This is a genomic window from candidate division KSB1 bacterium (genome assembly GCA_022562085.1).
Taxonomy (GTDB): Bacteria; Zhuqueibacterota; Zhuqueibacteria; order Oceanimicrobiales; family Oceanimicrobiaceae; genus Oceanimicrobium.
In genome coordinates this window covers 1-14,461 of record JADFPY010000083.1, presented here as the reverse complement: position 1 = coordinate 14,461, position 14,461 = coordinate 1, and the positions used below count along the sequence as shown (strand labels likewise).

At 40.7% G+C, this 14,461-nt stretch carries 9 protein-coding genes; 2 read left to right on the top strand and 7 right to left on the bottom strand.

What is annotated here, in order from left to right; translation table 11 throughout:
- Positions 1-179 precede the first annotated feature (179 nt).
- Positions 180-2,915 carry a DNA polymerase I gene (gene polA, locus IH879_09340; GenBank protein ID MCH7675144.1) on the top strand — a complete coding sequence of 912 codons (2,736 nt, stop codon included), beginning with the start codon at positions 180-182 and terminating at the stop codon, positions 2,913-2,915.
- A gap of 201 nt (positions 2,916-3,116) precedes the next feature.
- A complete protein-coding gene (locus IH879_09335; GenBank protein ID MCH7675143.1) occupies positions 3,117-3,347 on the top strand; it encodes a hypothetical protein in 231 nt (76 codons plus the stop codon).
- Between the two features lie 5 nt (positions 3,348-3,352).
- Here the strand turns inward: IH879_09335 and IH879_09330 are convergent, their stop codons facing one another.
- The 7 genes from IH879_09330 to tadA all read right to left on the bottom strand — a co-directional run bounded on the left by IH879_09330 (position 3,353) and on the right by tadA (position 14,089).
- Positions 3,353-3,619, bottom strand: a complete 267-nt coding sequence (locus tag IH879_09330) for a hypothetical protein (GenBank protein ID MCH7675142.1) — start codon at positions 3,617-3,619, stop codon at positions 3,353-3,355.
- 240 nt (positions 3,620-3,859) lie between these two features.
- Positions 3,860-6,304, bottom strand: coding sequence for an FHA domain-containing protein (locus tag IH879_09325; protein ID MCH7675141.1), 2,445 nt, complete (start codon positions 6,302-6,304; stop codon positions 3,860-3,862).
- A 13-nt stretch (positions 6,305-6,317) separates the two neighbouring features.
- Entirely contained in the window at positions 6,318-8,846 is a 2,529-nt protein-coding gene (locus IH879_09320) for a serine/threonine protein kinase (GenBank protein ID MCH7675140.1), read from the bottom strand.
- Entirely contained in the window at positions 8,846-10,084 is a 1,239-nt protein-coding gene (locus IH879_09315) for a type II and III secretion system protein (GenBank protein ID MCH7675139.1), read from the bottom strand. The genes IH879_09320 and IH879_09315 overlap by 1 nt, the downstream gene beginning before the upstream one ends.
- Before the next feature lie 8 nt (positions 10,085-10,092).
- Positions 10,093-10,986, bottom strand: coding sequence for a hypothetical protein (locus IH879_09310; protein ID MCH7675138.1), 894 nt, complete (start codon positions 10,984-10,986; stop codon positions 10,093-10,095).
- Between the two features lie 163 nt (positions 10,987-11,149).
- A complete protein-coding gene (locus IH879_09305; protein ID MCH7675137.1) occupies positions 11,150-12,850 on the bottom strand; it encodes a PilN domain-containing protein in 1,701 nt (566 codons plus the stop codon).
- 6 nt (positions 12,851-12,856) lie between these two features.
- Positions 12,857-14,089 carry a Flp pilus assembly complex ATPase component TadA gene (gene tadA / locus IH879_09300; GenBank protein ID MCH7675136.1) on the bottom strand — a complete coding sequence of 411 codons (1,233 nt, stop codon included), beginning with the start codon at positions 14,087-14,089 and terminating at the stop codon, positions 12,857-12,859.
- Between the last annotated feature and the right edge of the window lie 372 nt (positions 14,090-14,461).

The window sequence follows — 14,461 nt, the reverse complement described above, 5'->3', positions numbered from 1 at the left end:
AATTCTACATTTATTTGCTGGCCTGGATTGTTTTGATTCATCTTTTTTCCTTTTATTTTCAAATGCATAATAATAAATATTTGCTTAAGAAACAAACCAAAAGTAGGCAATTGACAATTAGTTAAAGATGATTTATATTAAAATGTTTTTTTAAATCTCATTCCCGGATTGGATTTCCTATGCTCAAAAAAACACTCTTTCTCATCGATGGTTCCGCCATTGCTTACCGGTCCTATTTTGCCTTTATCAAAAACCCATTGACCAATTCGCGAGGAGAAAACACCAGTGCGGTATTTGGTTTTTTGCGTTTTCTGTTCATGATATTCGACAACGAGAAACCAGATTACCTGGCGGTTGTTTTTGATCCAAAAGGGCCGACCTTTCGGCACAAACTATACAAAGAATACAAAGCAACACGCCAGAAGATGCCCGACGACATGCGGTCACAGGTTCCCCAAATTCACGAATTCTTAAAAGCGCTGAATATTCCCATGATTGAAGTTGATGGATTTGAAGCGGACGATGTAATCGGTACCCTCGCAAAAACTGCGCAAAAGAAAGGTTTTGAATCATTCATGGTGACCGGCGACAAGGATTTTATGCAGCTTGTTGACAGCGGAATCAAAATGTATAATCCGAAACGAGCGGGTGAGGAAGTTGAAATTCTTGATGAGGCAGGTGTCGAGAGCAAAGTTGGGTTGCCACCGGAAAAAATTATCGATTACCTGGCTTTAATGGGGGATACTTCCGACAACATTCCGGGCGTCCCGGGAATAGGACCGAAGACGGCTGTTGACCTGGTTCAGGAATTCGGCAGTGTAGAAAGCGTACTGGAAAATGCAGAAAAGGTCAGCCGGGCAAAAGTTAGCCAAAACCTGCAGACCTACCGCGAGGATGCCTTGCTTTCCAAGAGTCTGGTGATTATCGATACCGCTGTGCCGCTTGATGTCGAGTTAGAATCGTTTAAGTGTCAAGAACCGGATCATGAAGAAGTTGTGAAACTGATCAAAGAGTTTGAATTTACCAGTTTGCTTGAACGATTCAGCCCGCAGAAAAAAGCGAGTGAGATTGAATATAAAATCGTTAACTCATCAGAGCAGTTGGAAGAAGAGGTCGCATCTTTAAGGAAGGCCAAATTTTTTGTCATCGACTTGGAAACTACCGATCGGGATCCTATGCGGGCCGACATTGTCGGAATGGCTTTGTCTTCTGCACCCGGTCGGGCTTTCTATATTCCGGTTCAAGTGGAAAAAAGCAAGCAAGAAAAATCCGGGACTATCAAGAGGAGAATGTTTCTAAAGGGTGAGGGAGAACTTTTTGCATCTCTGAACCTGACTGAATTTTTGAAACCGGTTTTGGAAGATTCACGAATAAAAAAATCCGGCCACAACATAAAGTATGATATGCTGGTTTTATCACGTCACGGCATTGAAATGGACGGTGTTTATTTTGATACAATGGTAGGATCATTTCTTCTTTATCCAAACTTACGTCAGCACAATTTAGATGCCCTGGCTTTGGAGCACCTGGATTTTGTAAAAATCCCTATCTCCGATTTAATTGGCAAAGGGAAGAAACAAGTCAGTATCGCCGAAGTACCGGTCAAAGACATTGCGAAATATGCCTGCGAGGATGCAGACATTACATTTCGGTTACATCAAATATTTGAACCTAAGTTATCCAGGGGAGATCTGCTCCAGTTATTTCAGGACGTGGAGATTCCCCTGATTTATGTTTTAAAAGATGTTGAACAAACCGGTGTTTCACTCGACTTGGATTTCCTCGGTGAAATGTCCCAAACCATGCAAAACAAACTGGCTGAGTTAGTCGAAACCATTTATAAAGAGGCAGGAGGGGAGTTTAACATAAATTCAACTCAGCAGCTCGGGCATATCCTTTTTGAAAAGCTGCAGCTTCCCAAGAAAAAACGGACGAAGACCGGTTACTCAACCGATGTTAGGGTTTTAGAAGAATTGGCCAAGATTCATGAGCTGCCAAGAATTTTGATTGAGTACCGGGAATTAACCAAACTGAAATCCACCTACGTGGATGCCCTGCCAAGCTTGGTCAACCCCGATACAGGCCGGCTTCACACTTCCTACAATCAAACAATCGCAGCGACCGGACGTTTGTCTTCCAGTGATCCCAATTTGCAAAATATCCCGATTCGTACAGAGTTGGGAAGAGAGATTCGGCGCGCATTCATTCCCGGTGATTCCGATCATGTGATCCTGGACGCGGATTATTCCCAGGTTGAGCTCCGGGTAATGGCTCATCTGTCCAAAGATCCGGTCCTACTGGAGGCATTCAATAATAACGAAGATATTCATACCAAGACCGCTTCCCTTATTTTCCAGGTGCCGCCGGAAGAGCTAACCCGCGAACACCGGCGCAAGGCCAAAGAAATTAATTTTGGTATCATGTACGGCATGGGAGTGTTTGGTTTAGCAACCCGGCTGGCTATTTCAAATGAGGAGGCGCGAGATTTCATCACAAGTTATTTTACCCTTTACGCCAAAGTGAAGGAGTTTATCGACTCGATGCATGTTCAAGTTGAAGAGAAAGGATTCGTTACGACTCTTTTGAATCGCACGCGCTATTTGCCGGAAATAAGAAGCAAGAATCACAATATTAGAGAATTCGCAAAACGCACGGCAGTTAACACACCAATCCAGGGCACTGCTGCCGAATTGATTAAAGTGGCAATGATCAATATCTGGAAAAAGCTCAAAGCAAAGAATTACAAAACGAAAATGATCATGCAAGTGCATGACGAACTGGTTTTCGAAGCGCCAAAATCAGAAGTGGAGGAGGTCAAAGTTTTAGTTAAACAAGAAATGGAAAACGCTTTAAAACTCGATGTTCCAATTAAAGCGGATGTGGGTGTGGGACCGAATTGGTTGGAAGCGAAATAAATTGCGAGTTATGAAAATTATTGTTAGGCTTTATTTTTTTGCATTAACACCATTTTGACTTTGCTTTTTTCTTTTTTTCTTATAAATTTAATTAGTTACAATTTATTTTGCATTGTCTCCACTGACTAAATTTATTTAAGTTGAAGTTGAGTAAGGTATCTAAACGAAGACATTTATAACTAAAATTTTGAAAGGGAAATTATGTGGGAGATCATTAAGGCCTATGCACTTCTTTGGGACCCGAAGAAACAGAAAGGTATCATTAAATTTATACTTGAGGACGGAAGTGATCATAAAATAGTTGTCAAATCCGCTAGCGAGCTAAATGCCTTGGGAAATATTCTCCGCAATGAACAGCCGGTTCATTACAATAAACACAGAGGTTCTATAGCCTCAGCCTGGGAGCTTATTAAGGATGAAGTGATTAAATAAGCAAATCATTTCAAAAATTGCGACATGGTTTCCGAAGTTTTAACATCTAAGGCCTGGCAGATTCTTACGAGATCAGATTCAACCTGCCTAATTGATTGATAACGTTCCTGAGGGTTTTTAGAAAGTGACTTCACTAAAATCTCATCCAGTCTTCCCGATATACCCGGTCTATGCGATGACGCCAATTTGGGTTCCTCAGCCAGAATTCGTATTCTAACATCGGCCGCGGTTTTTGCTTGAAACGGATGCTCGCCGGTTAAGCTCTCATACAACATGATTCCAAGTAAGAAATTATCGCAGCTTTGTGTTATTTTTGCCTTGAATTTGTTCAGGTGCTATAATATTGGTTTCATAATTTTTATTGTTTGCCAACCGATCAATCCTATCTTCAAGACGAGATCTTATGCACTTTGATTGCTTTTCGGATTTCTTTTAGTCCGTGATTTTCTTAGTCCAGAAGCGGAACCGGGCTGCGATGAAGTGTTGCGCGTAAATTGATAATTTCCGACTCTTCAACTAAATAATTTGAGTCTGGAGTTATAGCTTTGAAAGGTAAGAACACCGACAGCTAGAAACATACAGCCGAACGTTGCAATTAAAATATCAAATTTAAACGGATCAGGAGGTCGAAAATCATAATTTCCGGTGTTTCTTTCATTATTATATAATTGTCCCCAAACCACGCTGTTTTCCTGAATAGGTGAATTGCTTTGGATTTTATAAATATTACCATCATTTCTAATGAATAAAAGATCTAAGTAACTGTCGTGACCTAAGTCTGCCACCAAAATGGGGGAGATAACGGGGTTTTCTGCATTATAAAGTTGTGAAATAATTTCCCCGGTTTTTCCGTTCAAAATGAAAACGGTTCCCTTGCGGCTTGCCAGTATAACTTCATTTGAATTGTCTTTGTTAAAGTCTGCCAAAGACACGGGTGTGATAAAAAAATCATCGGCGCCGATACGATGTTCCCACAAGATATTTTTTTGTTGATTGGGATCGCCCGAGCCACTAATAACTCGTACCATTTGGTTTGAAACGAGTACAGCGTCATCAATTTGATCTTCGTTAAACCTCCCGAAAGCGGCAGATACATTTTCAGTATTATCATTTTCGACTGAAAGATTTTCGTGCCAGATGCGCTTTAAACTGGAGCCTTCAAAAGCAATGAAGTCGCCTGAAGCTGATCCAATCAATAAATCTAAGTCACCGTTCTCATTTAAGTCACCGATCACAATTGGGTTCCCAATGCTGTGCTGCGCTAAGTCACCGGTTGCTTTACTAACTTCTTCGTTGAAATCGAAAACTTTTGAAACAATGCCTGAACTGCCGTTAACTATTATGACTTTACCTTCTTCGGTTCCAACAATTATTTCGGGTATTCCATCATTATCCGAATCTGTAACAGTAGGGACGCAATTGATGGTAAGGGCGGTTTCTATTGTTTGCCATTTTAAATCGAAAATATTACCATACCCCAGATGGATTTGACCGCTCCGACTGCAAATCACCACATCTTTGAGTCCATCACCGTTCAAATCCTCGACAATCGGAGGCCCGGAAATGACTCCTCCCAAAATCGGGCTAAGCCAAATTTCCGCACCGATGGAACCATCAAAAGCATGTAACCGAGAATCTTGCCCGACCACCAGCACATCTTTCAGACCGTTCATATTTAAATCGGCAAGCACAATGGAAAATTCTTTTTGGACAAAAAAGTGTTTCTTGGACCAAATGGTTTCTTTGGTGACTCCGTTTAATGCAATGAGGTGGCCGAGTGGGTTTGTGAAAATTAGATCGACTTTCCCGTCGCCGGTCACGTCGGCTAAAGCTAGACTTGATTTTTCAGGAGAGCTACCCTGACCCGACTCGTTTTGATACCAGGTTTCTTCAATAAATTTTAGTTGATCCGGTGTGTTGCCGGCAGCATTCCTCATTTTGCATGATAAGCCAAGGGCACCTAACATGAGCAGCGCAAAAATTAACGACAGATAAACTCCGAACCTGAATTTGTTTCGGGTCCACCAAAGGCCTGCCTTTTGGGGCCGGGCCGGATTAAATATGCCTTCGGCTAAGACTCTGAAAATGGTGCTTTTTTGGTCGCTGACAATTTCGATTTCGTCATTTTCGTGAACCGTAATTTCATCTGTAGGGCCCAATTTCACCTGATTTACATAGGTCCGGGTCTGGCTTCTCTTGTCACTTATATAATAGTGTCCGTTCTTTTTACTTATGGTCGCGTGGCGGCGTGAGATACTCGGGTCAAGTACGCCTTTATCATTATTTCTGATAACAATATCATTCAAAGTCAAGTCGCGACCAATTTTGGTGTCCAGACTGTTCAAAGGAAATTTTTTTCCTATATATGGGCCGTAGATCGCAAGAAGGTATAAAGATTTGGTCGGCGGAAATTGCGCTGTCAAAACACTGGTGGTAATTTCTTGAGTGCTGGTGTTCAAATCTTCTGTATATGTATCTTCTGGAGACTCTTCTATTTCGTAGAACTCTTCCGAACCTGTAGATGTTGCGCGAGTGATGTCCTCTACTGCAGAGGTTTCATCTAAGTTGAACGATTTGGACGGATCCAGCTCAACCTTGTCGGGGATTTCGTCTTCTCCAATTACTTCAAGATCCTCTGTAGGCAAATCAAGGGTGCTGGTAGCTGCAGTCTCGAACAAAAGGTTATGTTCGCCGATTCCGATATCATCACCATCAACAATTTGTACGCGACTAAGTAATGACCGTCCGTTTAGGTCAGTTTCAAAATTTCCGTCCAGATTTTCTAAATAATAACAACCCTTAATCAATTCGAGCTTCAGGTGATTCGGGGCTACTTTCTTGTCGTTTATAACGCAGTCATTGGTGGCATCAGAACCGATTGTAAACCCGGTTTGTTTCCCATCTAAAAGGTATTCATTAATAATTTCTGCCTTCCATTTCAAAATTAACTTCGGCATCACTTCCCCTTCATTATAATTTTCTTAAGGTGAGTTCGATTAAATTTAAATCAGAGGCTTCAATCATAACGGATTTTTCTTGATAAGCATAGCCGTTCTTTCTGGTTTTTAACACATATAATCCGGGCATCAGACCGCCAGTGCATGTGCCCTCGCTGTCTGTAATATCAAAGAACACTTTTGAATTACCGGGATCATCCAGGGATTTAAAACGGATTTCAACCGCGCTAATTGGTAGATTCAATTCATCGTCGAGAATGATAATTGAAAATGGACCTTCCAAAGGCTCTAACTTGGCAACCACAGCCTCGTCGTTTTTTGCTATTTTCACAGTAACATCCTTGAATCCTTCTTTTGAAAAAACCGCGGTGTAATTTTCAGCCTGTAAATTTATTTTAAAAGGCGTTCGCCTTCCTTTCATGACGGTTTTGCCGTTTCTTTTCAGCCTGGAGACGATTGCCCCCAAGTCTTTGTCTTTTCCGTTTGTAGCGTCATATGCAAGAAATCTTACCGGTCTCGTAAGGGTGGCAAAAATTTCTTCAGGTGTGGATTCGTTTACATTTAACGTAATGGTTTTTGAATTGTATCTTTTCTTTTTGATAACAAGTTTGTGAGATAACGCAGTTAGGAAAACTTTGGTGTTTATTCCTGTTTTGCCAATCGATTTGGTATTGCCATCTAAATAAATTTCTGCATTTGAAGGTTTGGAGTTGATTGTGATATGTTTCCCAAAAAGTCCAGCAAGCTTATATCGAACAGTTGGTTTCTCCTCAATTTCAAATTTCCAGATTCTTCTGTCATCGATTTCTTCGATCATGTTTTCAGTATCCAAACTAAAACCGGTCAAGTCTTTAAATCCCGCTTTTCTTAATTCAATTTCACAAGTTTCACCTACCTCCCAGGTAATCGAGCACGGCGTATTAAGGCCATATTTAATATTGTTTATAAAGACTTGCGCATCAGGTGGGGTGGAGGTAAGCTCTAAGTTTGTCTTAAATTTGAAATTATAAGGCTGATTTCCATGACGACTTTGCTCACCCAGTATTTTGATATCTCCTTTACTCGGAATAAGCAGCGATTTAACAATCGGGTTGTACTTGTCTATAGTGAGTTTTAATTGATAGACGCCGGGTTGAATTTTGTCGATCGTGATTGGCGTCGCGCCGGCCTGTATTTTTTCGTTTAAATAGACTTTAGCGCCTGAGGGTACCGAAGTGATTTTTATCGCCGGAGGAAAAATAAAATCGTAGAGTGCTGTACCGCTGGCGGTCCATTGAAATGCAATATCCAAAAAGAAGAAAAGTATGAGCAATCCCGCTGCCGCAATCCCGCCGCGGACCAATGATTTTTTATTGCCACGTTCGGAAAGACGAATGACGTCGATTATTGTTTTGACGTCATCTTCTCCTTCAAAGTAGCTTGTAATACTATCAGCTGGTTTATCGGCCAGGATTCCAGCCGCGGGTTCCACGGCGGGCCGAAGTTTTTTTTCTAAAGTTCTTGCAGAAGTCATTTCTTCTGGCGGTCGTTCAAGGTTGTCTGCTTCATTGTCGTACTCTTCCAAAAGTGAATCTAAAATATCAGGTTTTTCGTCCGCAAGAGGGGAGCGGCTGCTGCCATTAGTTTGAGTATGTTGTCTGATGAAATTGATCAGCTCTGAATCAATTGATGTGATGTCTGTGGTAGAAGCGAGGTGAGTTACAAGGTCAATGAAAAACAGATTTGAATTTTGGTAGCGCTCATCCGGCGATTTTTCCAGAGCCTTTTTTACAATCTTGCGCAAAGGTTTTGGGGTAAGCCTTAGATCTCTTACTTTGAGTTTGCCGTTTCTCAGTGTTTCAATTATTTTTTGAGCACTCTGTAAATGAAAAAATCTTTTTCCTTCCAAAGCTTCATAGAGCACTAGGCCCAATGAAAAAATGTCGGAGCGGCGGTCAAGTTTTTGTTCATTGTTTACATGTTCGGGCGACATGTATTGCAGTTTCCCACGGACAAACAATAGGGTGTCGTCTGCAAATTTTTTTTCATGAGTCCCGGTCAGGCCGAAATCAATAACCTTAATTTGTCCGGTTTTTGAAATCATTATGTTACTCGGCGAGATATCCTGGTGGACTAAATTTAAAGGTTCGTTGTTGTCTGTGTTGCGGCAGTTATGGGCATAATCCAGGGCTTTGCATACCTCGGCTATGATGTGTAGAGTTATGTGTTGAGGAATAAAGGTGCCTTTTTTCATACAATTCTGAATCAAGGCGCTTAAGTCCAGACCATCAATATATTCCATTATTATATAGAAATTCCCTTCCTCTTGAACGAAATCAAAAATATGCACGATATTTTGATGGTTCATTTTTGCAACGTGACGGGCTTCGCTTTTGAATTGCTCGATGATATTTGGGTCGCCCAAGAGTTCGGGTTTTATTTCTTTTATAGTGACGTCCTTGCCCAGGACATTGTCATATCCTTTATAAATGATCCCAAAACCGCCTTCCTTAATAACGGACAGGATTTGGTACCTATTATTAAGAATTCTTACTTCGGTCACTATTTTCCTCTCGTCTTGGAGTTTGGATAACGACGCCCGTATGAACCGTTCGTACTGGAGCTATTCTTTTTTTTCAATTGTCGCAAACGTCTGTCAAATTCGCGCCTTTTTTGTTGCAGAAAATCTTGCTGGATATTTCGCTTGGCCATACGTTCGGCGATGGTCGGCACTATCTTTGCCCGGAGTAAAATAATCAATTCTTTTTTGATCACTTCTTTTTTTGTATAGCCGAATAGATAGCGCAACCCAAAAAACCACGGTGGCAAATCCTTTAATATGGGTATCCCTTTTCTTGTAATTCTCTCTTCATTTGAAAACAACCCGGCGATAGCAGTTTCCTCACCATCCAAAAGGAGTACGCGGGTTCGACTTTCGGTAGTGGCCTTGGTTACACTAACCGGATCGGGAAAAACTGTACTTCGTTCAGTAATGATGTCGAAATGAATAAATGTTGTATCATTTCGCTCTATTATTGTTGGAATCACATTGAGAATAATTCCGGATTCAAATTGAGTAAAGCGCGTATTACCGGCAAAGTCCCGAACTGTTAAAAAGAAATCCGTACCTACTTTGATTTTCCCTTGTTGCCCGTCGAGAACTCTTATTTGGGGGTTCGCAATAATTTCTCCTTTATTCAAGCTTTCGAAAACCCGCAAGAGAGCGAAAACATCCCAATTCCCAAAACTATCGACATATCCTGCATTAAACAGATCCTGGGACACTTCACTGCCAAAATTTCCTTCGAATCGTATTCTGCCGCCTTCCAACGCTGACCAATCGATACCGGTCTCGAGCAAAGTTTGATAGTCTGCTTCAAAGAATATGGCGTGGATTTCAATTTCTTTCGTGTGGGGAGTAATCTGCTCTGTTTGTTCTCCGCGCGAGGCGCCTAAAGGAACGATTTCATAGTACTTTTCCCTTTCCACATATTTTAAAAGATTGGAACGTAAAATGTACTCGAGAGCTCTTTTCCAGTACATGTTGTTAACCATGACGTTAATGCTTGCGATGCTGCGAGTGTGGTTCTGCGGGTCGATAAGAATTTTATTGTCAAACTTTGAACTAAACTTGCTTAAGATGTCCAAGGCGGTCCGCATAGGGACGCTGCTGTCTAATGAAACGAATTCATCAGCTCCATACTGCCGTGGGATGGATTCCTGGGCATGAATCCCAAAAGAGGTAACCGCCAGCATAATAATGAGTAAAATTCCAAAGGAAAAAAGATACTTATAATTCATTCCTTAACCTATTTTCGATAATCCAGGGCTATTGTAATTGACTGAGATCGTCCGAATTTCGTGATAACGAAGGTTGCCTCGTTCGTGCCTTGGTTGATGCCAATTAGTTTTCCAAGATAGACTGCATCGCCAACTTTTAATTCTTTTAGGCCACCACCATCAGTTATGAAAATGGAGTTGTTTGTTACGACCTTTAAAGTCGCCTTTTCTACATTAACCTCCCCCGGTTTTTTGGGCGGCAAGGTTGGTTTAACCACTTCCCTTTTAACTATCTTTGGCTGCGGTTTTACCAGGGGATTAAAGATGTCATGGTGTGACTCAATATCAGTTTGGAGAGTGGCAGTTAGCTCAGAATAACCGTCTAGCTCAAGATCATTTTCGACTGAGTATCCCTGGAGTTTGATGTTGAATATGAGAAAATCCTGACCTTTCGATGTTCTTCTTAGCGAGATGGAATTAATTTGGTATAAAATCGGTTCGTAAGTTAAATACCAAATTAACCTCATTATATTGTTATAGCTACCTTCTCCGTTCAGTGTATAAACGAACGTTGTATGACTTTTCGTTTTACGTTTGCTGTTGAGCGTAAAATCAAAATCAATCGGGAGATTATTTCTCGACATTATCCAGTTTATATAGGAAAGCGAAAAAGCCGGTTCATCTGCTGAAATGATTTTCTTTTCCGAGATTAACCAACGATCATTGAGCTCAGAATGTTTTTTCTCAATGGTTACCAGTCTTTTTATTTCTTTTTGTGATTCCTTCAACGCGGAGGAAAGCTCCACTTGCTCTTTCATCATGGCGACAAGACTTCTCGTGTCATTTATATACCAAAAAACGCCGATTATCAGCAGAATTAACCAGAGAGCGGCTAAAGTGATGCTGTTTCTTTTTGCAAACATTTAAAACCGATGTTGTTTTCTAGTGTAATGATTCTTAATTTGGTTAACCTACATGTCACCCTACGGGGTTATTAAGCATTTGAAACCTGGCCTGCGCAATTCTACTATAAGAGTTCCGGATGCTTGAACCCCGTTAGGGGTGAAATATTTATAGAAGTCATCTCTAATAGTTGTTTTTTTCGCGGCCAGGTCGACTACTTTTTCCCCCCTTTTTTGAGGGCCCATTTGTGCCCACCGTGCCGTTTGTTGACTTTGGCTTCTTTTGTTTTGCTTTTGTTAAGCCTATAAGTAACTGCAAATTTTGAGTATCCTGGTTAATACCAATATTTTTATCTAACTGGAAATTAAAAACTCTTTTTTCATGCAAGGTAGCTCTGGTAACTTTTTTTAGATTTGCTCCGCCCAATGCCTCCGAGAGTATTGGGATTATTTCTCGCTGTTTGGCATACCCCTTTAATTCAACAGTTCTACCGTCAATTTTCAAATCCTCTATCCAAACATCTCCTGCTTTCAGAATACCTTGGTTTAGAAGTTTCAAGAAAGTGTATGTTTCATCATAATTCATACTAATGCTATCTACTAAAGCAATATTGCTCTCTAATTTGAATATCTGATCACCATAAAACTTCACCTTCTCCACCAGAGGTTTGTTGTTTTCGATTTGCATTTCAATAATCTTGTTCTTTCTGTTTATTTTGCTGATCTGGACATTTTTGGTTACTACCAAATAGGTGAAAGTAAACGCTGTTATGGCCAAAAGGAATAAAAGTATATAACCATGAAATGCCAGTTTTGGCATCCGGCGACGTTCCAATATATAATCCGGCAGCAGGTTAGGGAGTTTCGAAAAGACTGACTTCTTCTGTAACAGCTTCCATGCAAAAGCAATGGGAATTGCATACTGCGAAAACAAACGACCTTTATTATCGAAACTATATTGGGAGTCGATTAATTTTGAGTTGAAATAACTTATCTTGGCTGATGGAAATTTTTGCTTGAAGAAGGTTTTCCCTTTTAGTTTTGCACTGCGGGATGCTAGAATTATTTTGTCCAATTCGGGAACGAAATGATGATCTTGAGCAAAAATGATTTTGCTATAGACCGCATGCAGCACATCTTTCGAGATACTTCCTTTATGGATAATCGGGGTTATATGATGTATTTTTTTCCCGCTTAAGAATATGACTCTTGAGAAATCAGGTTCAATATAAATGATCGCAGTGGTATACTCTTCATTCAGTTTATAGCACTTAGCGACAAGAAAAGCCAGAGCGAGCTCGTTTGTATCCATCATTTCCAATTTTAAGTTGCCGCGCCGGAATTGGTTTACTTCGTCGATCAGATCTAAGACCGGAGGATGATGCTCATACTCGATTCGCAGAGATTTTTCTGAATTAATTCTATGATACTTTGAACTGTGAAGGGCATTTGAATTACCTTCACCAAAACCAATTCTTTCCCTGAATCCTTTATTATCTTTAGGAACCGCGTCCGCATCTACCATTTCGTATTTAACGGTCAGAACAGGCGCGTTAATACCCACTTTTGTAGTCATGTCCTTAAACTTGTCAAGTAGAGAATATATAACACTGACATTGCTGTCTTTAGTAGGCTTGATGGCAAGATCAGAACTAGTGTCTACGTCGTCATCGGGTTGCTGCTGAATATCAAAAGCTTTTTCCAGATCATTTTCAATATTTTGTTCACCCTTATCACTTTCGGTTGGAAGACTGCTTTCCAAAGGAGCCCGAAGTGTTGTAGATTGAAGCCCCTGGATATAGACCTTTCCTTTAATAATGCTCAGAAAAGCTGCCTTTACATTATTTCCATTGATTGAAATTCCAATTGCGTTTTTAATTTTCATATTCGGCTAATAATTGTATTTTATTAAATCCTCTAATCTCTTTTTATTGTTGGCATTGATATAGGCTTCAAAATAAGAGATGACATTATTCGAGTGTAATTTAGCCAGGTCTTGTTCCATCGTACTCATGCCTTTGTCGTTGGACTGATGGATAATTTGATAAATTTCTCCGATGTTATTGTTGCGAATAGCGGTTTTTATCGCTGAATTTGTAAGCATAATTTCTTTGGCAAGGATACGCTTGCCATCTACACTAGGTATTAACTTTTGGGATATGACACATGTAAGAACGTCCGCCAATCTTTCTCGAATTCGAGATTGCTCTTCAGGTGGAATTTCACCAAGAATACGATCGATGCTTTCTACAGCGCTTGATGTATGCAAAGTGGTAAAGACTTTATGGCCGCTGTCTACAACTTCTAACACGGTCATGATTGTGTCTGCATCCCGCATCTCACCAATCACAATAATATCCGGATCCTGTCGCAACGCTTGAATCGTGCCTTCTTTAAAGGAATTTACATCCCGCCCAATCTCCCGGTGCTTCACGATGGATTTTTTTGAAACGTGCACATACTCAACCGGGTCCGCAATAATCACAATGTGGGCCGGCATGGTTTTGTTGTTTGCATCAATGATCGAGTCCAGGGTTGTACTTTTCCCCGAACCGGTTATGCCGGTTACCAGAATGAGTCCGGATTTTTGGTATTTCAAGCTAACGGCTTTTGCTACCTCTTCATTGAAACCATATTCGGAAAACTGAAAAATCGAGTCATTAATTCGCCGCATGTTTACAGCTAAATGATTTAGCTCAAAGTAAAGCGTCGCCCGAAACCGGCTCCAATGCTTTTCAGCACTTTCATAAACCTGATAGGAAATATCCAGGTAGCGGTTCCGAAAAAGCTGCTCCAATTCTGACTTGGTCAGCAGGTTGCTGATTAAAATGTCGGTTTCGGTGAGCTCATATTTTTGTAAATCAGGCTCGGGTCTTTTGATGCCGTGTACCCGAAACCATATCTGCTTTACGCATCCGGGTCCGCCAAAATCTATATCGGAGGCCTCTAATTTCTTCATTCGATTGAGAAAAGTATCCAGGTGCTTCTTGAGTTGGATTTTGGTTTCATCCGGCTGTTCTTCAAGATTCTGGCTGATCACCTGCTGCCTTGCCTCCCCGAATAGATGGGGTGGAATGTCGTTAGCAAGTTTGCTTATTAGCTGTTTGCTCGATTGGGAATCCATAAAAAGGTGTTAATTCTGCTCCCTAAAATTTGTAATTTATCAAAGGCCAAATAATATTTTGTTAACTTGAATAATTCATGAACCACAGAGACACGAAGGCACAGAGATTTGATAATATTGGAGTTATTTAATAAAAGTTCATAATCGTTTCTGAATTGCAAAAAGCTTTGTTTTGAAGACGTTTTCTTCATAACTTTTTATTCTCTGTGTCCCTTCGGCTACACTCAGGACAGGCTTAGTGCCTCTGTGGTGAAATTTTATGAATAATCCAGATTAAAGGCCAAATAATATTTTGTTAATTAAGTTCACCGGCACCACTCTGATAACCACCAACACCTACTCCACCGGCAGAACCAACATTAACCCCATGAT

Bases quoted from the DNA above. Each gene is read 5' to 3' on its own strand.
- polA (MCH7675144.1), top strand. From the start codon at position 180: ATGCTCAAAAAAACACTCTTTCTCATCGATGGTTCCGCCATTGCTTAC.
- IH879_09335 (MCH7675143.1), top strand. From the start codon at position 3,117: ATGTGGGAGATCATTAAGGCCTATGCACTTCTTTGGGACCCGAAGAAA.
- IH879_09325 (MCH7675141.1), bottom strand. From the start codon at position 6,304: ATGCCGAAGTTAATTTTGAAATGGAAGGCAGAAATTATTAATGAATAC.
- IH879_09315 (MCH7675139.1), bottom strand. From the start codon at position 10,084: ATGAATTATAAGTATCTTTTTTCCTTTGGAATTTTACTCATTATTATG.
- IH879_09310 (MCH7675138.1), bottom strand. From the start codon at position 10,986: ATGTTTGCAAAAAGAAACAGCATCACTTTAGCCGCTCTCTGGTTAATT.
- IH879_09305 (MCH7675137.1), bottom strand. From the start codon at position 12,850: ATGAAAATTAAAAACGCAATTGGAATTTCAATCAATGGAAATAATGTA.
- tadA (MCH7675136.1), bottom strand. From the start codon at position 14,089: ATGGATTCCCAATCGAGCAAACAGCTAATAAGCAAACTTGCTAACGAC.